This window comes from Halanaerobium saccharolyticum subsp. saccharolyticum DSM 6643 (assembly GCF_000350165.1).
Lineage (GTDB): Bacteria > Bacillota > Halanaerobiia > Halanaerobiales > Halanaerobiaceae > Halanaerobium > Halanaerobium saccharolyticum.
In genome coordinates this window covers 411,074-435,848 of the sequence record NZ_CAUI01000015.1, presented here as the reverse complement: position 1 = coordinate 435,848, position 24,775 = coordinate 411,074, and the positions used below count along the sequence as shown (strand labels likewise).

Below are 24,775 nucleotides of genomic sequence, written 5' to 3'. Positions count from 1 at the left end.
AGGTATCTCACTTTGTTAAGAAGGTAAGATCCCTTAAAGATGATAAGGTAGATAGGCCAGAGGTGTAAGTGTAGTAATACATTAAGCTAACTGGTACTAATAGATCGAGGGCTTAATCATTATTTCCTATATGTATCTTTGAATTTACAGTTTTAATTTCAATCACCAATTAATTTTTTAACGCATTTAACAACTTTTTTTCAGTAAAAGAAAGAACTCGCTGCGCTCAAACAGCTTTCTTTTTTAACCTTCAAAAAAGTTATGAAATGCTAAATTAATAAGGTTCTGAAATTAAAACAGAAATTCTGTTAGCTTTTCTCAAAGTGAAAAGATCAAAATAATAGATCAAGTTAGCTTTAGAAGAGAGCAGAGTACATGAAAACAACAATTTTATAGATTTCCGGTGGTAATTGCGGAGGGGCAACACTTGTTCCCATCTCGAACACAAAAGTTAAGTCCTCCAGCGCCTATGGTACTGCATTGGTAACGATGTGGGAGAGTAGGTCGCTGCCGGTCCTTTTTTTTATTTATTAATTAACTGAAAATAAATAAAATTTTGATTGTTATATATTAATTTTTTTATCTAAAGTATTTGACATATTTAAATTTGAGTGCTATACTTTAATCAATTCAAAAATAAATATTTGGTTGAGTTGAAGAGAAAACCTTATTGAGATTTAGAGGGGGGACTATGCCCTAATTTCTAAATTTCAATAAGGTTTTTTTGTGTTTAAAACCTTTGAGATTATATATATATAATTTTTTTAGATTATTTACAAATATTAAATATTGTATATTAAATATAAATTAAAGGGGGAGTGATTAATAAAAATTAATTTAATTAACCAAGAAACGGGCAAAAACTTTAATTTTAAGGGGTTATCTATTATTATTGATATTTTAGATTTAAAAAATTCTAAATCTTAAATTACTATAGGAGGAAAATAATTGAATAAAAAATATGATGTTATTATAATTGGTGGCGGAGTGACTGGGTGTTTTATTGCTCGTGAATTATCGCGTTATGATTTAGATATTGCTTTATTAGAAAAAGAACCTGATGTATGTACTGGTACTAGTAAAGCTAATACAGCTTTAATCCATGCAGGTTTTAATGCTGATTCTAACAAATTGAAAGGTAGATTAAATGTAAGAGGAAATAAATTATATCATGAAAAAGTTCAACACGAATTAGATGTACCAATCGAATGGTTGGGGGCAATGGTTGTAGCAGAAGATGAAGCAGATATTCCTAAATTAGAAGCTATTTTAGAAAATGGACAAAAAAACGGGGTTCCAGATTTAGAAATTGCTAAAGGAGATAGATTATACGAATTAGAGCCACATTTAAGCGAAGATGCTATAGCAGCTTTATATGCTCCTACAGCAGGCATAGTAAACCCCTTTGAATTAACTGTGGCATTGGCTAATAACGCAGCTAAAAATGGCGCAGATGTCTATTTAGAGGCAGGAGTAGAGGATATAGAAGATAAAGGTGATTACAAATTAGTTAAAACAGCTAAAGGAGATATAGAAGCAGGATTAGTAATTAATGCAGCTGGCCTATATGCTGATAAAATAGCGAATATGGTAGGTATCGATAAATTCAAAATCACTCCAAGACGTGGAGAATATTATTTATATGATAAAAAAATGGATTTAGATTTACAAACAACAATTTTCCCAGTACCAACAAAAGTAAGTAAAGGTATTGTAGTGACACCTACAGATGAAAGAAATGTCTTGATTGGACCAAATGCAGAAGTAATAGAAAGTGTAGAAAATAAATCAACTACTAGAGAAGGATTAGATGAGGTAATGGCAGGTGCCAATAAAACAATACCTGGCCTGAGCAAAAAAGGGATTATTAGAGAGTTTGTAGGATTAAGACCAGCAATTAAAGAAACAGGAGATTTCTTAATAGAAGCTAGTGATGAAGTTCCAGGATTTATTAATGTAGCAGGGATTCAATCTCCAGGTTTAGCATCATCACCAGCAATTGCAGAAATGGTAGTAGGAATAGTAGAAAAAGAGTTAGGTGGCATGGAAAAAAAGACTGATTTTGATCCTAATTACCAAGGCCCACCAAAGTTTAGACATATGACTCATGCAGAACAGGCTGAATTAGTAGAAGAAAATAGAGATTATGGCCAGATTATTTGTCGTTGTGAGACAGTAACTAAAGGTGAAATTTTAGATGCAATTCGTGAGCCTGTAGGTGCTAGAACTGTTAATGCAGTTAAAAGAAGAGTTAGACCTGGGGCAGGAAGATGCCAGGGAGGATTCTGTGAGCCGAAAGTAGTAAGTATTTTAGCAGAAGAATTAGGAATAGAAGAAAATGAAGTTTGCTTAGAGAGTGCAGAATCTAAACTTTTATCAGAAAGAACTAAAGCACCGTTATTGAAAGAGGTGGGAAAATAATGAATAAACAAGAATATGATTTAGTTGTAGTTGGTGGAGGACCAGCTGGCTTAGCAGCAGCACAGGAAGCTTTTGATCAAGGGATTAAAGATATATTAATTATAGAAAGAGACTTTGAATTAGGCGGGATTTTACAGCAGTGTATCCATAATGGTTTTGGCCTGCATTATTTTGGAGAAGAATTAACTGGACCTGAATATGCACAACAATTTATAGAAAATATTAGAGAACGTGGTGTAGATATAAAATTAGATACAATGGTTTTAGAAGTGACTCCTGAGAAAACAGTATATGCTATTAATTCTGATGAAGGAATGTTGGAAATTAGTGCAGGAGCAGTAATTTTAGCAATGGGTTGTCGAGAAAGAACAAGAGAAGCAATTGATATCCCAGGTTCTAGACCAGCCGGAGTTTATAGTGCGGGAACAGCGCAAAGATATATCAATATGGAACAGTGGATTCCAGGTGAAAAAGTAGTTATTTTGGGTTCAGGAGATATCGGTTTGATTATGGCAAGAAGAATGCATTTAGAAGGTGCAGAAGTAGAAGCTGTTTTAGAACTGCTGCCATTTTCGGGAGGCTTGACCCGAAATATTGTTCAGTGTTTAGAAGATTTTGATATACCACTAAGAATGCAGCAGACAGTAATAGATATTAAAGGAAAAGATAGGTTAGAAGCTGTAACAGTAGCAGAAGTTGATGATGATTTCCAACCAATAGAAGGTACAGAATATGAAATTGAATGTGATACTTTATTATTATCAGTAGGTTTGATTCCAGAAAATGAATTATCGGAAGAAGCAGGAGTAGAAATGCATGCTGTAACAGGCGGCCCAGTAGTAAATGAAGGAAGAGAGACAAATATTGAAGGGGTTTTTGCCTGTGGAAATGTGCTGCATGTGCATGATTTAGTAGATTGGGTAACAGAAGAAAGTTTAATTGCTGGAAAAACAGCAGCAGATTATTTGAAAAAAGGTATAAATAAGAGATCAAAAGCAATAGATGTAGATCCAGGTGAGAATGTTGGCTATATAGTTCCCCATAAAATCACGAATAAAGTAGAAGATAGAAAATTAGTCAATTTATACATGAGAGCAAAACAGCCTATGACAGATGTTAAAATTAATTTATATGCAGGCGATAAGAAGTTATTAAATAAAAAAGCTCGTCGAGTAGAACCAGGAGAGATGATAACTTTCCCTGTACCAGAAAAGATGATCTCTTCAAATGATATAGCTAGTTTAAAAGTTGATATTGTGAAGGAGGAAGAATAATGGGAAAACAAGTAGAGATAACTTGTATAAGCTGTCCAATGGGTTGTGATGTTGAATTAGATATAGATGACAATGATCAGATTACATGTATGACAGGTAATAATTGTAAAGCAGGAGAAAAATATGTGAAAAACGAGTATTATAATCCCACAAGAGTATTACCAACTACAGCACGAGTTAAAAATGGTGTTTTACCTTTAGTACCGGTAAAAAGTCAAGATCCAATTCCTAAAGGTTTATTAAAAAAAGCAATGGTAGAAATAGCTAAGGTAGAATTAGAAGCACCAGTAAAATTAGGAGATGTTGTAGTAGAAAATATATTAGATACTGGAGTTAATATTGTAGCTACTAGAGAAATGCCGAAAATTAAATAATTCACATAATATCATTTATAAATACCAGGAGATTGGATAATCTTCTGGTATTTTTCTGTTTTTAATAATTATTTTAAGATTTAAGCAGGATTTTAATAATTTAAATAAAAGTATATAATAATAGAGAGATAAATAAGATAATAATTTATTAAGAAATTCATAATTATTTGAGCAAATGGTTTAGAAACTCTCAGTTTTAAAACTGAGAGTTTCTAAACTGAAGGGGAGGTAAAAATTTGAAACATTTAGCTGGTTACTTTAACAGTTATCCAATTATTCCAGCTGTTAGAGATATTAAGAATTTAGAAAAACCAATGAAAATTAAAGAGGCAGTATTAATATTTTTGTTGACTGGATCCATTTTTGATTTAGAAAAAGCTATGGATTTAGCACATAAATATGATAAAATTTTAATGGTTAATATCGATTTGGTCAAAGGTATTGCCCATGACAAAGAAGGGATTAAATATTTAGCTGAAAATGATTTATGTGATGGCATTATATCCACTAAAGGATATTTAATAAAAGAAGCCGCTAAAAATAATTTAATGACAATTCAAAGAGTATTTTTGCTTGATTCAGCTTCATTAGTCAGTGCAGAAAAATCGTTTAATTCACATCATATTGATGCTGTTGAAATTTTACCAGGATTAGCAGCACCACATTTTATTGAAAAACAAAAAGATAGCAAGCATAATTATCCTGTTATTGCTGGTGGTTTAATAAAAAATAAAGAAGAAGTGGATAATTTAAAAAAAGATGGTGTTTTTGCTGTTTCTACTAGTAATCACCAATTATGGAAATATGAATAAAAATTAAACAAATAAAACATTAATTACTTTATTTTTTAATATTAGAAGCACTAAAAGTAATTATTTGATAATTAAAAGCTTTAAAAAAGGCCTATTTAGACAAAAAAATCAATAATAACAAAAAAATTTCTGAAAAAGGATGAAATTAGTGTAACATTTATGTTAAAATATATAAATAAGTAATGATATAAAAAAAATAATTGAAAGGATGATCAGATTGGTAAAAGAAAAGAAGGTTATGATCACTAATAAGACCGGTCTGCACGCCCGCCCTGCAGCCCAATTCGTACAGAAAGCAGGAAAATATGATTCGAAAATTGAAATAATTTTTGAAGAAAAAGAAGTTAATGCAAAAAGTATTATGGGTGTAATGAGCCTGGGAGTAGGAAAAGGTAATGAGATTATAATCAAAGCAGATGGTGATGATGCAGAGTCAGCAGTTGAAGAACTAGTTGATTTTATTCAGGTTGAAATGAAAAAGGAGGATGAATAGTGATTTTATTGGAAGGAATCGCTGCTTCTCCTGGAATTGCTATTGGTAAATCATTATTAAAAAAAGAAGAAAAAATCGAAATTGATAAAAAGAAAATTTCAGATGATCAGGTAGAGCAGGAAATTGAAAAGTTACATGATGCTTTAGCTGAATCAAAAAAATCTTTAAAAGAATTAAAAGAAGAAACTGCTGAAAAACTGGGAGAAGAAAAGGCAGAAATCTTTGCTGCCCATCTAATGATTCTAGATGATCCTGAGGTTATACCTGCATTCGAAAATAAGATCAAAGATAATAAGCTGAATGCAGCTGCAGCAGTTAAAGAAGTAATTGATGAGTTTGCTGCTATGTTTGCAGCTATGGATGACGAATATTTAAGAGAACGTGGTTCAGATATCAAAGATGTTGGAATGAGAGTAATCAAGAACTTATTAGGTATAGAGGATATTTCAGATAAGATGGAAGATGATGTAATAATTGTAGCTGAAGATTTAACTCCATCTGATACCGCTAAACTTGATACTGATAAAGTTCTCGCCTTTGTAACCAGAGATGGTTCTAGAACTTCTCACTCTGCTATTATGGCTCGTTCTTTAGGGATTCCATCTGTAGTTGGCTTAGGAAATGAATTAATTGAAAAAGCAGAAAATGAAATAACCATTATTGTAGATGGTAATCAGGGTAAAGTCTTTTTTGATCCAGATCAATCTACACTAGATGAATATAAAGTAAAATTAGAAGAATATAAAGCTGAACAAGAGCGTTTGATGGCTTTTAAAGATAAAAAAGCTCAAACCAAAGATGGCCATCAGGTAGAAGTAGCTGGGAACATGGGGAATTTAAAAGATGTTGATCCAATACTTGCTAATGGAGGGGAAGGCGTTGGTCTTTTCCGCAGCGAATTCTTATACATGGATCGCAGTGACTTGCCTACAGAAGAAGAGCAATTCGAAGTATATAAAAAAGCTACTCAAAAAATGGGAGATAAACCTTTAGTTATCAGAACTCTTGATGTTGGAGGGGACAAAGAACTTCCTTATTTAGATTTTCCAGATGAAATGAACCCATTTTTAGGTTACAGAGCTATCAGAGTTTGTTTAGAAAGAGATGATATATTCAAACCTCAGCTCCGTGCTCTTTTAAGAGCTGGCGTTTATGGCAATATAAAAATTATGTTTCCAATGATTTCTTCTTTAGATGAGTTATTAAAAGCTAAAGCTAAGATAGAAGAGGTAAAAGCTGAATTAAAAGAAGAAGGCATAAAGTATAATGAAGAAATTGATGTTGGAATGATGATAGAAGTTCCTTCTGCAGTAATGATAGCAGATAAATTAGCTAAAGAAGTTGACTTTTTTAGTATTGGAACTAATGATTTAATACAGTATACAGTTGCTGTAGATAGAATGAATGAACAAATTGCAGAGATGCATACACCTTATCACCCAGCTGTATTAAGATTAATTAAAAAGACTATTGATGCCGGTCATGCAGAAGATATCTGGGTTGGTATGTGTGGTGAAGCAGCGGGAGAAGAATTATTGCTACCATTCTTATTAGGAGCTGGACTGAATGAATTTAGCATGAGTGCAGTTTCAATTCTAAAAATTAAAGAAGTATTAACAAAATGGACTGTAGCTGAAGCAGAAAAGGAAAGCGAAAAAGTTTTAGAATTAGGAACAGCTGCTGAAGTTAAAGAATATTTAAGAAAAATTGCAAAATAAATATTCAATTAAAATATAAATATTATAAGATAATCCGGACGGCATCTGCTGTCCGGTTTCTTTTGAATTTTAATGCTTAGAATAGATATTTGATTGGGGTGTTCTTATGAGTAAAAAAGAAAAAGAATTTAATCAGTTTCGTCAAAAAATGAATGATATCATTTTAGAAGAAGGTGATTTAAATACAAAAAGATTTTTTAATCTTGATACAAATGTATATAAAAATGGAAAATTATCTGCAAAAACCAAAGAATTATTAGGTCTTGCTGCTTCAATGGTACTTAGATGTGATGACTGTATTACATATCATATTATAGAAGCATATCAAGCAGGATGGGATAAAGAAGAAATTTATGAAGCAATGAATGTAGCATTAATTATTGGAGGTTCAATAGTTATTCCTCATATGAGGCGGGCAGCTGAACTTTTAGAAGAATTGGACGATGAAAGAAATAATGTAGAATTTGAAGCATTAGAAGTTGAAAATTTAGAAGAATATAATGAATTTAAAGTGTATACTGATGGAGCCTGTATTGGAAATCCAGGACCGGGTGGCTATGCAGCAGTTATATTAAATTCGGAATCTGAAAAATTAAAAACAGTCTCTGGCTCAGCAAAAGATTCTACAAATAATAGAATGGAATTAAAAGCAGTAATAGAAGCTTTGAAAATTCTTCCTAAAAATAGTACAATAGATTTATATAGTGATTCAAGTTATGTTTTAAATGGACTTTCGAGTTGGATTGAATCTTGGAAAAAAAATGGTTGGAAAACTTCATCAAAAAAAGAAGTGGCTAATCAAGATTTATGGCAAGAGTTAGATAATTTAGCTGCTAATTTCAATTTAAACTATCAGAAAGTAAAAGGTCATAGTGGTGATTTTTATAATGAAGAAGTAGATAAATTGGCAAAAAAAGAAGCAGAAAAAAATTAATTTTTCTGCTGACAATCTGGGCAAATACCGCTAAATTCTAAACGATGAGAATGCACTGTAAATTCAGTTTCGTTATTTATTTTTTTATTTAAATCCGAACTTAAATCAACATCTAAATCAAAAACACCACCACATTTTTCACAGCGAAAATGATAATGATGATCTGGAACCCCATCATAACGACTGTGGTTACTTCCATAATCTAAAACTTTAATTTTGCCGTTTTCGGCTAAAACATTTAAATTACGATAAACAGTTCCCAGACTAATATTTGGAATTTCTTTTCTAACTTTTTCGTATATCCAATCAGCAGTAGGATGAGATTTTGTATTTTTTAAGACTTTTAATATTGCCTTACGCTGTTTAGTCATTCTGGTTTTCTTAGCCATAGTAATCCTCCTAAACTAACTAATAATAATAATTGTTCTTAGTTTAATTTTAGCAGAAATTAATTAGATATTCAAGTATAATTTATTATATAAATAAAGAAAAGGGTGATGATTTTGTCAAATAAAAAGAAAAAAAGAATTTTAACTGGTGATCGACCAACCGGAAAACTCCATCTTGGACATTATGTTGGTAGTTTGCAAAATAGAGTCGAATTACAAAATGAATATGATACATTTTTAATCATTGCTGATGTTCAGGCTTTAACAACTAATTTTGAAACACCGGAAAACTTGAGTGAAGATGTAAGACAGGTAGCAAGAGATTATTTAGCTGCTGGTATAGATCCCGAAAAAACAACAATCTTTGTTCAATCACTTGTGCCAGAAATAGCTGAGCTTACAATTTTTTATTCAATGATTGTTACAGTAAATCAGCTGCGTCATAATCCAACTATTAAATCTGAAGCTGAGCAGTATGGATATAAAGAGATGTCTTATGGATTTCTTGGTTACCCAGTTAGTCAGGCAGCAGATATTACATTTTGTAGAGCAAATCTAGTTCCTGTTGGTGAAGATCAAATTCCACATATAGAACAAACAAGAAAAATTGTGCGTAAATTTAATAATATGTATGGTGAAATATTACCTGAGCCCGAAGCATTAATTAGTGATTTCCCAAGATTAATGGGGCTTGATGGCGAAAATAAAATGAGTAAAAGCTTAAATAATGCAATTTATTTAAGTGATAGTAAAGAAGAAGTTTCTAAAAAAATCATGAAAGCTAAAACAGACCCAGCTAGAATCCACAAAGATGATCCAGGTCATCCTGAGGTCTGTACAGTTTTTCATTATCATGAAGCTTTTAACACAGAAGAATCTGATGAAATTGCAGAAAAATGTAGAGCTGGAACAATTGGTTGTGTGGCCTGTAAAAAACGGATGGCTGCAAAATTAAATGAATTTTTAGATCCAATGCGTGAAAGAAGAAAAAAATATATTGAAAATCCTGAATTAGTTGATCAAATCTTATTAAAAGGTACTGAAAAAGCAAGAGAAGAAGCAGCAAAAACAATGAAAAAAGTAAGAGAAGTTATGAAAATAGACTATTTTAATAATTGAAATTAGAAAGAGGGATTTCATTGTCTAAATCAAAGATTAATATTGCCCTATTTTTTGGTGGTCGTTCAGCAGAACATGAAGTTTCTTTGTTGTCAGCACGCTCTATATATAATGCTTTTAGCAAAGAAAAATATGAAATTTCACCAGTAGCAATTTCAAAAAAAGGTTTTTTTCATTCTTTAGAAGAATCAAAAAAGATTTTACTGGGAGATAAGAATAAAGTCCCAGAACTAGATAGAGAAAATATTTTAGATTTGAAAGTGCTAAAAGTTTTAGAAGAAAAAATAGATTTAGTTTTTCCAGTCTTACATGGACCATATGGAGAAGATGGCAAAATACAAGGCTTTTTAGATACTTTAAATATTAAATATGTAGGGTGCGATTTACTTTCATCTGCTGTTGGTATGGATAAAGCAGTTATGAAAGAAATATTTTCTTATCATAATATTCCTCAAAGCAAGTTTAAAGTATTAAAAAAAGAAGAATTTAAGAATCAAAATACTTTAGAAATTTATAATAAATTTGTTGAAGATTTAAAGGTGCCATTTTTTATAAAGCCTGCTAATATGGGATCAAGTATTGGGATTAATATAGTTAAAGAATTATCCTCTTTCAAAGCAGCTTTAAGTGAAGCCTTTAAATATGATAATAAAATAATTATAGAAAGTAATGTTAAGGGAAGAGAAATTGAATCTGCAGTAATTGGAAAAGCGGATAATATTGAAGTTTCTGCAGCAGGTGAAATTATTTCTACCCACGATTTTTATGATTATCAGGCTAAATATGAAGATCAGAGTACTGAATTAATAATACCAGCTGAAATTTCAAACAAAAGTAAAGAGATAATTAAAGAATTATCTATAAGGGCATTTAAAGCTATTGGTGCAGAAGGTATTTCGAGATTAGATTTTTTTGTTAATGAAAATGAGAATATGATTTTGGTTAATGAAATTAATACTATGCCCGGATTCACTAAATTTAGTATGTATCCTCTGCTTTTTAAAGAAGTTGGAATTTCTTATATGGAACTTTTAGATCGATTAGTTAATATTGCTTTGACAGAGGATAAATAATAATGGCTGATCTAAATATTTTACATGCAGATATGGATGCTTTTTTTTCAGCAGTTGAGCAGCGGGAAAACCCTGAATTAAAAGGTAAAGCTGTAATTATTGGAGGCGTAAGCTTGAGTAATAGAGGTGTTGTTTCAACTGCTTCCTATGAAGCAAGAAAATTTGGGGTTCATTCTGCAATGCCGATTGCACAAGCAAGAAAATTGTGTCCTGATGGTATTTATTTACCTGCAAGACATGGATTGTATAAAGAGTCTTCGCGAGAAATATTTAATATATTAAAAAAGTATACCCCCTTAGTCGAAAAGTTATCAATTGATGAAGCATTTTTAGATGTAAAGGGTTGTGAAAGATTATATGGTCATCCAGTTGAAATTGCTAAAAAAATAAAAAAAGAAGTAAAAAAGAAAACTGAATTAACAATTTCTGTTGGAGTTTCAGTTAATAAATTTTTAGCTAAACTAGCTTCAGATTTCGATAAACCAGATGGCCTAACAATTATAAAAAAAGATGATGTTAAGTCTTTTATGTATAAATTGGATATAGATAAAATTTGGGGTGTGGGTAATGTTTTTGCTGCTAAGTTAGCAGAAGAGGGAGTATACAAAGCTGGTGATATTTGGTCTTACTCCTTAGAAGAGCTTAAAGATAAATTTGGAAAAGCAGGAGTTAAACTATTTTTTCTTTCTCGGGGTATGGATAATCGAGAAGTAAAAAGTCAAAGTGAAATAAAATCAATAAGTCATGAAGAAACTTTTATTGATAATATTAGTGATCAGGATAAATTATTTGCTTATTTATTTAAAATGAGTGAAAAGGTATCTTTTCGTCTGCATAGTAATTCATTAAAAGGAAATACAATTTTTATTAAGGTTCGTTATTCAGATTTTAGTACTTACAGCAGACAAAAATCTTTAAAAGTTGCTGTTAACAGCAGTGAAGAAATTTATCAAATTGCTAAAACACTGTTAAACAAAGATAATTTATTAAAAAAACCATTAAGATTATTAGGTGTTGGAGTTGCTAATTTGTGTTCAGAAGGAAAAGAACAGCTAAATTTATTTGCAGATGAAGATGACCATCTTGATCAGACGATTGATGAATTAAAAAGAAAATATGGTTTTGACAAAATATCACGTGCCAGAAAGTTATATTTAAATAATGATGATTAAGTTTAACCCACCTAAAAAGGTGGGTTTTTTCTGTTTTATTAATAATTTTATTCAAAATGGTAAAAATTTATTATTTTTTTTGAAAATATAAAGGATTTTTCTTTTATATGTAGAATAAAATTATTAAGTGGTGAAAAGTGGAGTAAAAGGGTAGAAAGTGGGAAGTGATATTATGTTTATGGGAGAATACACTCATAATATGGATAAAAAGGGTCGTTTAATCATCCCTTCAAAACTCAGAGATGATCTAAGTGAGCAGTTTGTAATAACCAGAGGGCTTGATAACTGCCTATTTTTATATCCAATGAATGAATGGAAAGAATTAGAAAAAAAATTAACTTCCTTACCAATGACAAGTAAAAACGCCCGCAATTTTGTCCGCTTTTTTTTCTCAGGCGCTAATGAGTGTGAATTAGATAAACAAGGAAGAGTTTCCTTACCGATAAATTTAAGAAATTATGCAGATTTTGATCATGAAATTGTAATAATTGGTCTTGCAAATAGAATAGAACTTTGGGCTAAAGAAAAATGGGATACCTACATGGATGATGTAGAAGATTCTTATGAAGATATTGCAGATGCAATGGAAGAATTAGGGATCTAGAAAGGGATGTGTAAAATGGAATATAAACACCAGGCTGTTTTATTAGAAGAAGCAATAAAATATTTAAACATAAAAAAAGATGGAATTTATATAGATGGTACATTAGGTAGAGCTGGTCATAGCTCTGAAATCTTAAAAAAATTATCAAATAAAGGCAAATTAATTGCAGTTGATCGTGATACGGCAGCAATAAAAGCAGTTAAAGATAAATTTCCTGACAATAAATCTTTGATATTAGAACATGCAAATTTTCAGGAGATTGATCTGGTATTGGAAAAATTAGATATTGAAGCTGTTGATGGAATGCTTTTTGACTTAGGAGTTTCTTCACCACAACTAGATAATCCAGACCGAGGTTTTAGTTATCAAAAGGATGGCCCACTTGATATGAGAATGAATCCAGAACAAAATCTCACCGCAAAGGATATAGTAAACAATTATTCTCAAAGTGAGCTGGAAAGAGTGATTAGCGAATATGGAGAAGAAAATTGGTCTGCCAGAATTGCTGAATTTATAGTGAAGATGAGAGAAGAAAAAAAGATTGAAACTACGGGTGACTTAGTTGAGGTAATTAAAGCAGCTATTCCAAAGGCGGTTAGGAGAAGTGGAGGTCATCCAGCCAGAAGAACTTTTCAGGCTTTAAGAATTGAAACTAACAATGAGTTAGAGCAGCTTAAAAATTTAATTGATAAGTCAGTTTCTTTGTTAAATCCAGGTGGAAGACTTGTAATCATAACTTTTCATTCATTAGAAGATAGAATAGTTAAACATAAATTTAGAGATTTAGCAAAAGACTGCAGCTGTCCACCAGATTTTCCGATTTGTGTTTGTGATGAAAAATCAGAAGTTAAAGTTATAACAAAAAGCCCAATTCAAGCTTCTGAGTCAGAAAAAGATTTTAATCCAAGATCAAGAAGTGCAAAAATGAGAGTAGCTGAGAAGATTTGATTTAAAAGGGGGAGATAAGATGTATCTTAACCAAGACTATGTAAATTTAGATACGCAGAGTAATTTTTTAGATGAATCATCTTATAATTTCACTAATGTAAAAAAACAGGCTTTTATTATTATATATATTTTCATGTTGGTTTTTATAAGTATTTCAATATTGTTATATGTTTCTCAAATTTTAAACATTAATAAACAGAGTTCTAAATTATTAAACTTAGAAAAAAAATTAGAAAGTGTTCAAGCCCGAAATGAAAGATTAGAAGTTGAACTATCCAGCAAAACATCTTTGGCAGAAGTAGAGAAAATTGCAAAAGAAGAATTAAATATGGTTGAAGCTAGTAGCAAAGAGACTTTAGTTTATAATAACCAATTTAAAAAAGAAGAGACTTATGTAGCAGATATTCCAAAAGAAAAGTTTTTCTTAGCGCAAATTTATGATAAAATAATTAAAGAAGTTATTACTGTTCAGGCTGAATCACTTGAATAGGAGGATTAAATTTGCGAGATTTTAATGAGACGTTAAAAAATAGAGTTATATTTTATTTTGCAGTAGTATTTATATTATTTATTATTCTTGTGTTAAGGCTCTTTTGGATTCAAGTTATAAATAGTGCGGAATATGAACATAAAGCTTTAAGTCAGCGAGTAAAAGAATTTGTAGTTGATTCAGAAAGAGGAATAATCTATGACAATACCGGCAGGAAACTTGCAGTCAGCTTACCAGCAAAGACTGTAGTTGCTCTGCCGGATAATGTTATTAATCCAGAAAAAACTGCTTCAGAATTAGCTGAGTTATTAGAAATTAGTTACAGCACCATCTATAGAAGAATTACTTCTGACGCAGCTGCAATATTTTTACAGAGAAAGATTGATAATAATTTGTACCAAAAAATTAATGCTAAAGAGATAAAAGGTATTACTTTTACCGAAGAAAGTAAAAGATATTATCCTGAAGGAAAGCTAGCTTCTCATATAATTGGTTTTACGGGGATAGATAATAACGGCTTAAATGGTCTTGAATTATCTTATAATAATCATTTAAGAGGTAAAGCAGGAAAGATGATAGTTGAAAAAGATGCTGAAGGGGAAACAATTCCAAATGGAATTAGAGAAACAGTTCCTGGTAGAGATGGATATAATGTTTATTTAACAATTGATGAGGTAATTCAATACATGGCTGAGAAAGAGCTTAAAAATGCAGAAGATAAATTTGATTTTTCAGGGGGGTCAATAATTGTCATGGACTCTTCTAATGGAGACATTTTGGCCATGGCAAATACACCAGCTTTTGATCCAAATCAATTTGGGAACTATCCAGAAAAAAATTGGAGAAATAGAGCTATTAATGATGTTTTTGAACCTGGATCAACATTTAAAATAATAACAGCAGCATCCGCTTTAGAAGAAGGAGTTATAACTGAAAATGATATTTTAACAGATCCAGGCCATATTTACGTAGGAAGTGAAGAAATTAGCTGTTGGAGTAGATATGGACATGGAAAGCAGAGCTTTGCTGAAGTTGTAAAAAATTCCTGTAATCCTGGATTTGTAGAAGTTGGACTGAAAATGGATAAAGAAATATTTTATTCATATATTAAAGCATTTGGTTTTGGAGAACAAACAGGAATTAGGTTACCCGCTGAAGCTAGAGGGATTATTCCCGAATATGATAGAATTGGTTCTGTAGAATTAGCAACTTTTTCCTTTGGGCATGGTTTATCTGTAACACCTATACAACTGGCGACAGCTATTTCATCAGTTGCAAATGGTGGCAAATTAATGCGGCCTCGTTTGGTTAAAAAAGTTGATACTGGAAATAGGTCTAAAAACATAATAAATGAGCCTCAAGTAGTGAGACAGGTGATCTCAAAGAGTACAGCTGATAAAACTAAAGAACTGTTAAAACAGGTAGTTGAAAGTGGCACTGGAACCCAGGCAGCTATAGAAGGTTATGAAATAGGTGGGAAAACTGGTACTGCAAAACATTATAATGAAGATGTTTATGATTCTTCATTTATTGGAATAGTGTCAACAGATACTAGAGATTTGGTTGTTTTAACTATTTTATATGATATTCAAGGAGAGACTTATTATGGTAGTCAAACAGCAGCGCCTGTTTTTAGGAATTTAACATCAAACATTTTAAATTATTTAAATATTAAACCTGATACAAATCACAAAAAAGGCTATGAAATTAATAATCAAGAACTTGAAGTTCCAGATGTAAAAGGTAAAAGTTTTTTAAATGCTGAAAGTGATTTGAGAGGTAAAGGATTTAATGTTAAACTAATTGGAGACGGAGAAATAGTAAGAGAACAGCTGCCAAGTCCTGGTATAAAGACTAATTATAACTCTACAGTCTGGTTATTTGCTGATGGAAAATCTAAAAATGAAATTTTATTAGCAGTTCCAGATTTTAGAGGAATGACCGGTATGGAAGCAGTAAAATTAGCCCGACAAAAAGGTTTAGAATTAGTTTTAGATGGCTCAGGCAAAGTTATTGGCCAGTCAGTTTATCCTGGAAAAAGAATTAAAAGTTCTAAAAAAATTAACTTAAAACTACGTTAATTTGCTTTAACAATATATAATCTATGATGTTGGAGGTTATTTAAAAGTGAAGTTAAAAAAAATACTAAATAATATAGAGTTTAAATTAGAAGCAGGAAATTTAAATATTGAGATTAAAGATATAAAATATGATTCAAGAGAAATAAAAAAAGATAATTTATTTATAGCAATCACCGGTTTTGAGACAGATGGACATCAATATATTTCTCAGGCTATAGAAAATGGTGCTTTAGCAGTAATTATAGAAAAAGATATTCCAGAATATCAGAGTGATATAACCTATATTAAAGTTGAAAATAGTCGAAAAACAATGGCTGAAATTGCTAAAAACTTTTTTGATTACCCATTACAGGATATTAAATTAATTGGAATCACCGGTACTAATGGTAAGACAACAACTTCTTATCTTTTATATAATATTTTAAAAGAACATACAGCTAAATCAGCTTTGTTTGGAACTATTAATAATATAATAGGGGATAATGTATTAAATTCAAGTAGAACAACTCCAGAATCTATTGATCTTTACAGATATTTTGCTCAAATGCGAGAAGAAGGGATTAACTATGGAGTAATGGAAGTTTCTTCCCATGCGCTGGATTTATATAGAGTTCATGGAATAAATTTTGAAGCTGCTATTTTTACTAATATTAGTCCTGAGCATCTTGATTATCATAAAAATCTGGAAAATTATCGAGAGGTTAAATCAAGATTATTTTCTCAATTGAAAAGCGAACAATTTGCTGTAATTAATATTGATGATCAAAATGGAGCCTATATTAAAAATAAATCCCAGGGAAAAAATTATAGTTATAGCTTAGATTCTAAAAGCGCGGATTTATATACTACTGAATTCCAGCTTCATCAAAAGGGAATGGAATATAGAACAGGTGGTATGATTAATTCGATTTTTGAATTAAATTTAGGTGGAATTTTTAATATTTATAATTCGCTTGCTGCTATTTTAACGGCAAAGCTTTTAGGAATTGAAGAAGAAACTATAAAAAAAGCTTTAAAAAAAATTAAATCAGTACCAGGTCGCTTTGAAATGATTAATGCGGGTCAGAATTTCCAGATAGTAGTAGATTATGCTCATACACCAGATGGTATGAAAAATGTTTTAGAAACTGCAGCTGTTATGGAAAAAAACAGATTAATAGTTTTATTTGGCTGTGGTGGAGATAGAGATCGTAATAAAAGGCCTGTAATGGCAGAACTGGCAGAAAAATATGCTGATTATACAATTGTAAGTAATGATAACCCCCGCAATGAAGATCCCGATATAATATTTGCTGAAATAAAAAAAGGATTTAGTAAAGATTTTAATAACTATGAAATTGTAGCTGATCGCAAAAAAGCTATTGAAAAAGCCATAAAAAAAGCTGGAAAAGATGATTTGGTAATGCTTCTTGGAAGAGGTCATGAAAAATATCAAGTATTAAAAAATGGAAAAGTTGAACTTGATGATCGTAAAGTTGCTTATCAAGCCGCTGAAAAAGTGAAAGGAATTTAAATGCAAAATTTGAGCTTGCAAAAAATTATTGATTTTTCTGGGGCCGAATTGATTCAGGGAGATAATGATTTAATTATTGAAGAGATAGTAATTGACAGCAGAGAGGTAAAAAATAATTTTTTATTTATCGCAATAATTGGAGAAAAGCAAGATGGTCATCAATATCTTGAAGATGCAGTAAAAAATGGAGCAACCGCTTTAATTGTAGATCGAGAAATTAAAAATGATTTTATTATAAAGAATGGGATTTCTGTCCTAAAAGTTGACAATACAACTAAAGCTTTACAAGATATCGCTCATAATTATCGAATGACTTTTGAGGATTTGAAAGTGATTGCTGTTACAGGGAGTGCTGGAAAAACAACTACAAAAGATTTAATTTATTCTGTATTATCTCAAAAATATAATTGCTTGAAAACTGAAGGTAATTATAATAACCATATAGGACTTCCTTTAACCTTATTACAATTAACAGCTGAAAAAAAGTTTGCTATTGTTGAAATGGGGATGAGTGCTTTAGCTGAAATTGATTTACTGGCAAAAATAGCTGTTCCTGATTTGGGAGTGGTTACAAATGTTGCAGCTGCTCATTTAAAGCAACTTGGTAGTCTTGAAAATATTGCTAAAGCAAAAAAAGAACTAATAGATAATTTGTCATCTTCTGATACTGCAGTACTGAATTATGATAATTTATATACCAGAAAAATGGGTAAAGGTAGTAAAGCCGAAGTTCTTTATTTTGGTTTTGAAAGTGGATCAGATATAAAGGTGTTATTTTATGATTATAATCCGGATGAAGAAATAATGAAATTTACTTTATCATATAAAAATGAAAAATATAGTTTTAGATTTAATAGAGCTGGTAAACATAATATATATAATGCAATGATTGCAATTTTAATTGCTTTTAAATATAATTTAAATACTTCTTTAATTCAAGCAGGTTTATTAAAAACTGAATTTTCATCTTTGAGAATGGAATTTACTGAATTAAAGAATGGGACTAAAATAATCAATGACAGTTACAATGCAAATCCCCTGGCTGTTAAAGCTGCTTTAGATGTTCTAGCTGCAAAAAGAGGGGATAGGAAGATAGCTGTTTTAGCTTCAATGTTGGAATTAGGTGAAAGCAGTGCCCAAAAACATCAAGAAATTGGTGAATATGTGACCCAAAAAAATATAGATATTTTAATTACTATTGGAAAGGAAGCTGAAGAAATTGCAATAGGTGCAGCTTCTAAAATGGAAACAGAAAAGATTGTTAGCTTAGCTGATAATAAAGCTTGTATAAATTTCCTCCTAAATGAGATAAAAAATGGAGATTTGATTTTAATAAAAGGGTCTCGAGCAAATAAACTAGAAGAAATCGTAAAAGAATTGAGAGTTGAGGAGCATTAAGATGCAGTATATTATAGCTTATATTTTACCTTTGATATTAATTATTTTAAGTGGTAATTATTTTATTGATTATATAAAAAAACTAAATTTTGGACAGCAGGTACGGGAGTATGGCCCTGAAAGTCATTTTAAAAAAGCTGGGGTTCCAACTATGGGTGGATTATTAATCATTTCTGTATTTTTAATTGTAGCTCTTATAATGCTGCCGTTAAAGCTTGAAGTAATAATAACTTTAATAACCACATTTATAATGGCCTTAACAGGTTTTTTAGATGATTTTTTGAAAGTTAAATTAGAGCGCTCGCTGGGGTTGAAAGCCTGGCAAAAAATAATTATGCAAATAGCTGCAGCTGCAGCAACAGTTTTTACAGCAGTTTTTATATTAAATCAACATAGTCTTATAATTCCTTTTTTAGGTAGTTATGAAATAGGTGCTGTTGCTAAAACAATTTTAGCTTTTATAGTTATAATTGGTAGTTCTAATGCAGTTAACTTAACTGATGGCTTGGATGGATTAGCTGCTGGAATAACCGCAGTAGTTACTTTGGCTTTTGCTATATTATTTTATTTCTTAGAGCTGACTGATTATAGTCTTATAATGCTTATTATGTCAGGGAGCTGTACTGCATTTCTTTGGTTTAATGCTAATCCTGCTTCAGTTTTTATGGGGGATGTTGGTTCACTTGCAATTGGAGCTTTTTTAGGAGCTGTAGTAGTTTTAACAGCATCAGAAATATATTTGTTAATCATTGGTGGGGTTTATGTAATAGAAACTTTATCTGTTATAATACAGGTTCCATATTATAAAATTACTGGTGGTAAGAGAGTGTTTAAAATGACACCAATTCATCATCATTTTGAGTTGAGTGGTCTTGCAGAAAATAAAATTGTTTTTAGATTTTCAATAATTACTATTTTATTATCTTTATTTGCTTTGACTTCACTTATTTACTAATAACTTATATTTAAAGGAGTTAGATTTTATTGAGTTTAGAATATAAAAAAATAGCAGTTTTAGGTTTTAGTCCCAGAACAGGTTTAGAAGTTGTAAAATATTTATTGGATTTTGATGTTAAGATCATAGTTTCTGACTCAAAAAAAAGAGAAGAGTTAGAGGATTTAATAGCTCAGATTGATAGTGAAAACATAGATTTTGATCTTGGTTGTAATGGAGATAAAGTTTTAGAAAGTGAGTTAATTATTTTAAGTCCTGGTGTTCCTTATGATTTAGATGTTTTAAAAAAAGCTAGAAGAAAAGGTATTGAAACAATTAGTGAAATTGAGTTTGCTTTTAGGCAATCTAAAGCTGAGATAATTGCAATAACTGGAACAAATGGTAAAACAACAACAACAGAATTATTAGCTGCTATGTTGAGTGATTTAAATGGGAAAAAAATTAGAGCTGCTGGGAATATAGGGCTTCCTTTTATTTCTGTAATTAGAGATTTAAAAGAGGGAGAAAAGGTTATTTTAGAATTAAGTTCCTTTCAACTAGAAGCAGTTAAAAATTTTAAAGCTAAAATTGCAATTTATTTAAATTACAGTCCGGATCATTTAGATCGTCACCATAATGAAAATAATTATAAAAAAGCTAAAAAGAATATTTTTAGTAATCAAAAATCAGATGATTTTGCTATTTTGAATTACGATGACTCGTATCTGTTTAATCTAAAGAATGAATTAAAAGCAGAGGTTTTTGGGATTACTTCTAAAAACAAACAGGCGGATTTAGTTATAAAAGATAATTTCGCTTATTATAAAAAAGAAGATAAAATACTTCTTGATTTTAATAAAATAAATTTACCAGGAGCACATAATCAGAAAAATGCTGCCTTCGCTGCACTTGCAGCATATCTGGCAGGACAAAAGGTAGAAAAAATCCAAAGTGAAGCTGAGAATTACAAACTGCAGTCACATAGAATGGAATTTGTTGAAAATCCAAAGAATTATTTAATTATTGATGATTCTAAAGCTACAAATCCTGATTCGACTTTAAAGGCTCTTCAAAGCATAGAAAAAGATATAATACTTATAGCAGGTGGTCAGGATAGAAATGCTGATTTTTCAAATTTAAAAGAAGTTATTAAAAATAAAGTTAAGACTTTAATTTTAGTAGGAGAAACTTCAGCTAAATTAGAATCTTTGTTTAGAGCTTCTAATTTAGAAATAATTACAGTAGAGACAATGGAAGCGGCTGCTAAGTTAGGAGCCCAGAAATTAAATGAAAGCAATAGTTTATTATTATCACCTGCTTGTCCAAGTTGGGACATGTTTAATAGTTATAAAGAACGAGGAGAAATTTTTCAAAAAAGTGTTTTAAAATATATTGATTAAGGAGTAGTTATGCGAAAAAAGCAGCCTGACTTTATTTTATTATTTACAATTTCAATTTTAGTTATGAGTGGCTTAATTATGATTTTATCTGCAAGTTCTATCAAAGCAGAGCAGCTTTTTTCTAATAGTTATTATTTTTTTAATAATCAGCTTAAGTATTTAGGAGTAGCTTTAATTTTCTCTGCAGTCATTTATAAACTAAAGTATAAGAAACTCAAGATTTTGGCACCTTATCTGCTGCTTATTGCTTTGGGAGTGTTGATCTTAGTTTTGATCCCTGGTGTGGGTAAAATGGCTGGAGGCTCAAGAAGATGGCTGCCATTAGGACCAATTAGCTTTCAACCATCTGAATTAGCTAAGTTTACTGTAGTTATTTATTTAGCTGCCTATATAGACAGAAATAAAGATAAAATGAATAAATTTAAAAAAGGTATTTTACCTCCATTAATTGTTATTGGCTCAATGGCAATTTTAATTTTGATGGAACCAGATTTAGGAACCGCAGTTACTTTATCTGCTGTTGCAGCTGCAATGATTTTTATTGGTGGCATTAAAGTTTCATCTTTTATTATTCTAAGTATATTATCTATTTTATTGTCTTTAGGAGCAATAATATCTGAACCTTACCGACGAGAGAGATTACTAACTTTTTTAAATCCTTGGCAGGATCCATTAGATAGTGGTTATCATATTATACAGTCTTTACTTGCTCTTGGTTCTGGGGGTTTATTTGGAGTGGGGGCTGGAAACAGCCATCAGAAATTTTTGTACTTGCCAGAACCTGGGACTGATTTTATTTTTGCAGTATTGGGAGAAGAATTTGGATTAATTGGCACCTTATTTATTATCAGCTTGTATTTTATACTTGCCTGGAGGGGTTTAAGAATTGCTGCGCGAGTAGATGATCCATTTGCTTCGATGTTAGCTGTTGGTATTACCTCAATGATAATTATTCAAGCTTTAATAAATATGGCTGTTGTTACATCATTAATGCCAGTTACAGGAATCACATTACCTCTAATCAGTTATGGGGGGTCATCGCTGGTTATTAATTTAACAGCATTATCTTTGTTACTAAATATTTCATGTTATGTTGAAGGATGATATAATTTATGAAAGCAATAATTACTGGTGGTGGAACAGGAGGACATATTTATCCTGCTCTAGCTGTAGCAGAAAAATTAGAAAATAGAGGCTGGGAAATTTTATATATCGGTTCCGAAGATCGAATGGAAGCTGAAATTGTGCCAAAAGCTGGTTATAATTTTAAGGGGCTTTCTGTCAGACCATTACCTAGATCTTTATCATTAAAGTTGATTAGCTCTTTGTTTTATAATACAAAGGCTTTTTTAAAAGCTTTGAAAATCATTAGAGATTTTAAAGCAGATTTTGTAATTGGCACTGGTGGTTTTGTTGCTGGCCCGGTTGTTTTAGCAGCAACTTTACTAAAAAGAAAAACAATTATCCACGAACAAAATGCATATCCAGGAATTACAAATAAACTACTGGCTCGCTTTGTTGATAAAATTTGTCTGAATTTTGCTGAGGCAGCTAAATATTTAAATATTGACTCTGAAAAAATTGAGTTTACTGGGAATCCTGTGCGCCCTAAAATTATAAATGTGGATAGAGAAAAAGCTTATCAAAATTTAGATTTAAATTCTGGACTAAAAACAATTTTAATTACAGGTGGGAGTTTAGGAGCAGAAGTTATTAATAATAATGTATTAAAACTTTATAATTATGCTCTTGAAAATCAGATTCAGATTTTACATTTAACTGGCAAAAAAAATTATGAGCAGCTTATTAATAATTTAAAAGCTAATAATATAGATCCAAAAAATAAATTAATTAAAGTTATTGCCTATTTAGATCAAATGGAATTTGCATTAGCAGCTGCTGATTTAATAATATCAAGAGCTGGGGCAACAGCGCTGGCGGAAATAACAACTTGTGCTAAAGCTTCAATTTTGATACCATTTGCTGCAGCGGCTGAAAACCATCAATCAGTAAATGCAGAAGCTCTAAAAAAAAGAGGGGCCGCTTTAGTTATTGAAGAATCAGAATTAGATGAAATTATTTTATTAGAGAAAGTTAGACTTATAATTGAAAGTGAAGAAAAATTAAATGCTATGTCTGAAGCAGCAGAAACTATGTCTCAAAAAGATGCTTTAGAAAATATAATTAAAGTTATTGAAAAAACTTAATTTTAATAATGATTTTAAAAAATTATAAAACAAAATGAGATTTGGGTGATGATATTGTTAAATAAAAATTCCCATGTGCACTTAATTGGTGTTGGTGGAGTTTCGATGAGTGGAATAGCAGAAATACTTGCTGAAAGAGGTTATAAAGTAAGTGGTTCAGATTTAAATGAAAGCAAATATTTAGATTTATTAAAGAAATATAATATAGAAACTTTTATAGGTCATGCAGAAGCTAATATTGGAGATGCTGACTTAATAGTTAAGACAAGTGCTATTCCAGATGATAATCCTGAGATTATAGCAGCAAAAAGAAGAAAAATTAAGATTCTTAAAAGAGCAGAAATGCTTTCCTACTTGATGAAGGATAAAAAAACTATTGCTGTTGCTGGAACTCATGGAAAAACTACTGTTACAGCAATGTTAGCTGCAATATTTATCAAGGCCAAAAAGGATCCTGCTGTTATGGTAGGTGGTTTTTTAAAAGAGTTAAATGGTAATATGGCAGATGGAGCAGGAGAATATTTTATTACGGAAGCTGACGAAAGTGATGGATCATTCTTATATTTTGATCCTTATTTACTTCTATTAAATAATTTAGAGTTAGATCACCCTGATTTTTATCATAATTTAGATGAATTTATGAATATTTTTAAAAGATTTGCTGATAAGAATGACAAAGAAGCTATTCTATTATATAATAAAGATGATGTAAATTTAAAATCTTTGTTTAAAAACAGAAAAAAAACTAAGACTTTTTCTTTGGAAAAGGGTGAATTCGCTGCAAAAAATATTGAATACAATAATTTTAAAAGTTCTTTTGATTTTTATTATTCAGGGGAATTTATTGCTAAAATAGCACTATCGGTTCCTGGGGAATATAATCTTTATAATGCATTAGCAGCAGCTTCTGCAGCATTTAAATTAGATATTGAAATAAGTGATATTCAAGCTGCCTTAAATGATTTCAGTGGCGTTGGCCGCAGATTTGATTTTAAAGGTAAAATTTTAAATTCTAAAGTAGATATTGTTGATGATTATGCTCATCATCCAACTGAAATAAAGGAACTTTTAAAAACGGTAAAGAATATGGACTACAATAAGATTAGAGTAGTATTTCAGCCGCATAGATACAGCAGAACTAAGACTTTCTTAGAAGAGTTTAGTTATTCTTTTGTTGATGCGGACCAGCTTTATTTAACTGATATTTTTTCTGCTTCTGAAAAAGATATCTATAATATTTCTTTAACTGAATTTGCTAACAAAATAGCTAAAAATTCTAATGTCGAATGCAAACATATTTCAGATTTCAATAAAATAGCAGAGAAATTATTAACTGAAGTTGAAGCAGGAGATATCATATTAACTGTTGGAGCGGGTAATATTACTGAGTTTTCTGATCTTCTATTAAAAAACTGAGTAAT

General features: G+C 30.7%; 22 protein-coding genes, 2 rRNA genes and 1 pseudogene. 24 read left to right on the top strand and 1 reads right to left on the bottom strand.

Annotation, left to right across the window (positions count from 1 at the left end; translation table 11 throughout):
* The 10 genes and pseudogenes from HSACCH_RS07360 to rnhA all read left to right on the top strand — a co-directional run.
* A 23S ribosomal RNA gene (locus HSACCH_RS07360) occupies positions 1-120 on the top strand; the annotation flags it as partial.
* A 279-nt stretch (positions 121-399) separates the two neighbouring features.
* Positions 400-516 (top strand): 5S ribosomal RNA (rrf, locus tag HSACCH_RS07355).
* Between the two features lie 432 nt (positions 517-948).
* The gene (locus tag HSACCH_RS07350; protein WP_005488918.1) at positions 949-2,421 is read left to right on the top strand and encodes an NAD(P)/FAD-dependent oxidoreductase; all 1,473 of its coding nucleotides are present in this window, start codon (positions 949-951) and stop codon (positions 2,419-2,421) included.
* On the top strand, positions 2,421-3,695 hold the full coding sequence (locus tag HSACCH_RS07345) for an NAD(P)/FAD-dependent oxidoreductase (protein WP_005488917.1): 1,275 nt from the start codon (positions 2,421-2,423) through the stop codon (positions 3,693-3,695). Before HSACCH_RS07350 ends, HSACCH_RS07345 begins: the two co-directional genes overlap by 1 nt.
* On the top strand, positions 3,695-4,069 hold the full coding sequence (locus HSACCH_RS07340; RefSeq protein ID WP_005488912.1) for a DUF1667 domain-containing protein: 375 nt from the start codon (positions 3,695-3,697) through the stop codon (positions 4,067-4,069). Before HSACCH_RS07345 ends, HSACCH_RS07340 begins: the two co-directional genes overlap by 1 nt.
* 236 nt (positions 4,070-4,305) lie before the next feature.
* Positions 4,306-4,881: a glycerol-3-phosphate responsive antiterminator gene (locus tag HSACCH_RS07335; RefSeq protein ID WP_005488910.1), complete on the top strand. Its 576-nt coding sequence runs from the start codon at positions 4,306-4,308 to the stop codon at positions 4,879-4,881.
* 208 nt (positions 4,882-5,089) lie between these two features.
* Complete coding sequence (locus tag HSACCH_RS07330; protein WP_040477186.1) at positions 5,090-5,374, top strand: HPr family phosphocarrier protein; 285 nt, start codon at positions 5,090-5,092, stop codon at positions 5,372-5,374.
* Complete coding sequence (ptsP, locus tag HSACCH_RS07325) at positions 5,374-7,092, top strand: phosphoenolpyruvate--protein phosphotransferase (RefSeq protein ID WP_005488908.1); 1,719 nt, start codon at positions 5,374-5,376, stop codon at positions 7,090-7,092. The genes HSACCH_RS07330 and ptsP overlap by 1 nt, the downstream gene beginning before the upstream one ends.
* A 106-nt stretch (positions 7,093-7,198) precedes the next feature.
* Positions 7,199-7,504 (top strand): annotated as a pseudogene (locus HSACCH_RS14300) (carboxymuconolactone decarboxylase family protein); the annotation flags it as partial.
* A gap of 99 nt (positions 7,505-7,603) precedes the next feature.
* Positions 7,604-8,026, top strand: a complete 423-nt coding sequence (gene rnhA, locus HSACCH_RS14295) for a ribonuclease HI (protein ID WP_040477231.1) — start codon at positions 7,604-7,606, stop codon at positions 8,024-8,026.
* Here rnhA and HSACCH_RS07315 read toward each other — a convergent pair.
* On the bottom strand, positions 8,023-8,415 hold the full coding sequence (locus tag HSACCH_RS07315; protein ID WP_005488906.1) for a Fur family transcriptional regulator: 393 nt from the start codon (positions 8,413-8,415) through the stop codon (positions 8,023-8,025). The genes rnhA and HSACCH_RS07315 overlap by 4 nt on opposite strands.
* Before the next feature lie 114 nt (positions 8,416-8,529).
* Between HSACCH_RS07315 and trpS the strand changes: the two genes are divergently transcribed.
* From trpS to murC, 14 genes are all read left to right on the top strand, one after another.
* Positions 8,530-9,534 (top strand): tryptophan--tRNA ligase, encoded by a 1,005-nt coding sequence (gene trpS / locus HSACCH_RS07310; protein WP_005488904.1) that lies wholly within the window; start codon positions 8,530-8,532, stop codon positions 9,532-9,534.
* Positions 9,535-9,554: 20 nt separating this feature from the next.
* A complete protein-coding gene (locus tag HSACCH_RS07305; RefSeq protein WP_005488903.1) occupies positions 9,555-10,607 on the top strand; it encodes a D-alanine--D-alanine ligase family protein in 1,053 nt (350 codons plus the stop codon).
* Positions 10,608-10,609: 2 nt separating this feature from the next.
* Positions 10,610-11,779, top strand: coding sequence for a DNA polymerase IV (locus HSACCH_RS07300; RefSeq protein ID WP_005488902.1), 1,170 nt, complete (start codon positions 10,610-10,612; stop codon positions 11,777-11,779).
* 172 nt (positions 11,780-11,951) lie between these two features.
* Positions 11,952-12,383, top strand: coding sequence for a division/cell wall cluster transcriptional repressor MraZ (mraZ, locus tag HSACCH_RS07295; protein WP_005488900.1), 432 nt, complete (start codon positions 11,952-11,954; stop codon positions 12,381-12,383).
* Positions 12,384-12,398: 15 nt separating this feature from the next.
* The gene (rsmH, locus tag HSACCH_RS07290; RefSeq protein ID WP_005488899.1) at positions 12,399-13,331 is read left to right on the top strand and encodes a 16S rRNA (cytosine(1402)-N(4))-methyltransferase RsmH; all 933 of its coding nucleotides are present in this window, start codon (positions 12,399-12,401) and stop codon (positions 13,329-13,331) included.
* A 19-nt stretch (positions 13,332-13,350) separates the two neighbouring features.
* Positions 13,351-13,821, top strand: coding sequence for an FtsB family cell division protein (locus HSACCH_RS07285; protein WP_005488898.1), 471 nt, complete (start codon positions 13,351-13,353; stop codon positions 13,819-13,821).
* Between the two features lie 11 nt (positions 13,822-13,832).
* On the top strand, positions 13,833-15,902 hold the full coding sequence (locus tag HSACCH_RS07280) for a PASTA domain-containing penicillin-binding protein (protein ID WP_005488897.1): 2,070 nt from the start codon (positions 13,833-13,835) through the stop codon (positions 15,900-15,902).
* Between the two features lie 46 nt (positions 15,903-15,948).
* Positions 15,949-17,415 (top strand): UDP-N-acetylmuramoyl-L-alanyl-D-glutamate--2,6-diaminopimelate ligase, encoded by a 1,467-nt coding sequence (locus HSACCH_RS07275; protein ID WP_005488896.1) that lies wholly within the window; start codon positions 15,949-15,951, stop codon positions 17,413-17,415.
* Positions 17,416-18,813: a UDP-N-acetylmuramoyl-tripeptide--D-alanyl-D-alanine ligase gene (locus HSACCH_RS07270; protein ID WP_005488895.1), complete on the top strand. Its 1,398-nt coding sequence runs from the start codon at positions 17,416-17,418 to the stop codon at positions 18,811-18,813.
* Between the two features lies 1 nt (position 18,814).
* Positions 18,815-19,768: a phospho-N-acetylmuramoyl-pentapeptide-transferase gene (gene mraY, locus HSACCH_RS07265; RefSeq protein ID WP_005488894.1), complete on the top strand. Its 954-nt coding sequence runs from the start codon at positions 18,815-18,817 to the stop codon at positions 19,766-19,768.
* Between the two features lie 29 nt (positions 19,769-19,797).
* Positions 19,798-21,147, top strand: coding sequence for a UDP-N-acetylmuramoyl-L-alanine--D-glutamate ligase (gene murD / locus HSACCH_RS07260; RefSeq protein WP_005488893.1), 1,350 nt, complete (start codon positions 19,798-19,800; stop codon positions 21,145-21,147).
* Positions 21,148-21,156: 9 nt separating this feature from the next.
* Positions 21,157-22,251, top strand: a complete 1,095-nt coding sequence (ftsW, locus tag HSACCH_RS07255; RefSeq protein WP_005488892.1) for a putative lipid II flippase FtsW — start codon at positions 21,157-21,159, stop codon at positions 22,249-22,251.
* 8 nt (positions 22,252-22,259) lie between these two features.
* Positions 22,260-23,354 (top strand): undecaprenyldiphospho-muramoylpentapeptide beta-N-acetylglucosaminyltransferase, encoded by a 1,095-nt coding sequence (gene murG, locus HSACCH_RS07250; protein ID WP_005488890.1) that lies wholly within the window; start codon positions 22,260-22,262, stop codon positions 23,352-23,354.
* Between the two features lie 48 nt (positions 23,355-23,402).
* Positions 23,403-24,770 (top strand): UDP-N-acetylmuramate--L-alanine ligase, encoded by a 1,368-nt coding sequence (gene murC / locus HSACCH_RS07245; protein WP_005488889.1) that lies wholly within the window; start codon positions 23,403-23,405, stop codon positions 24,768-24,770.
* Positions 24,771-24,775 lie beyond the last annotated feature (5 nt).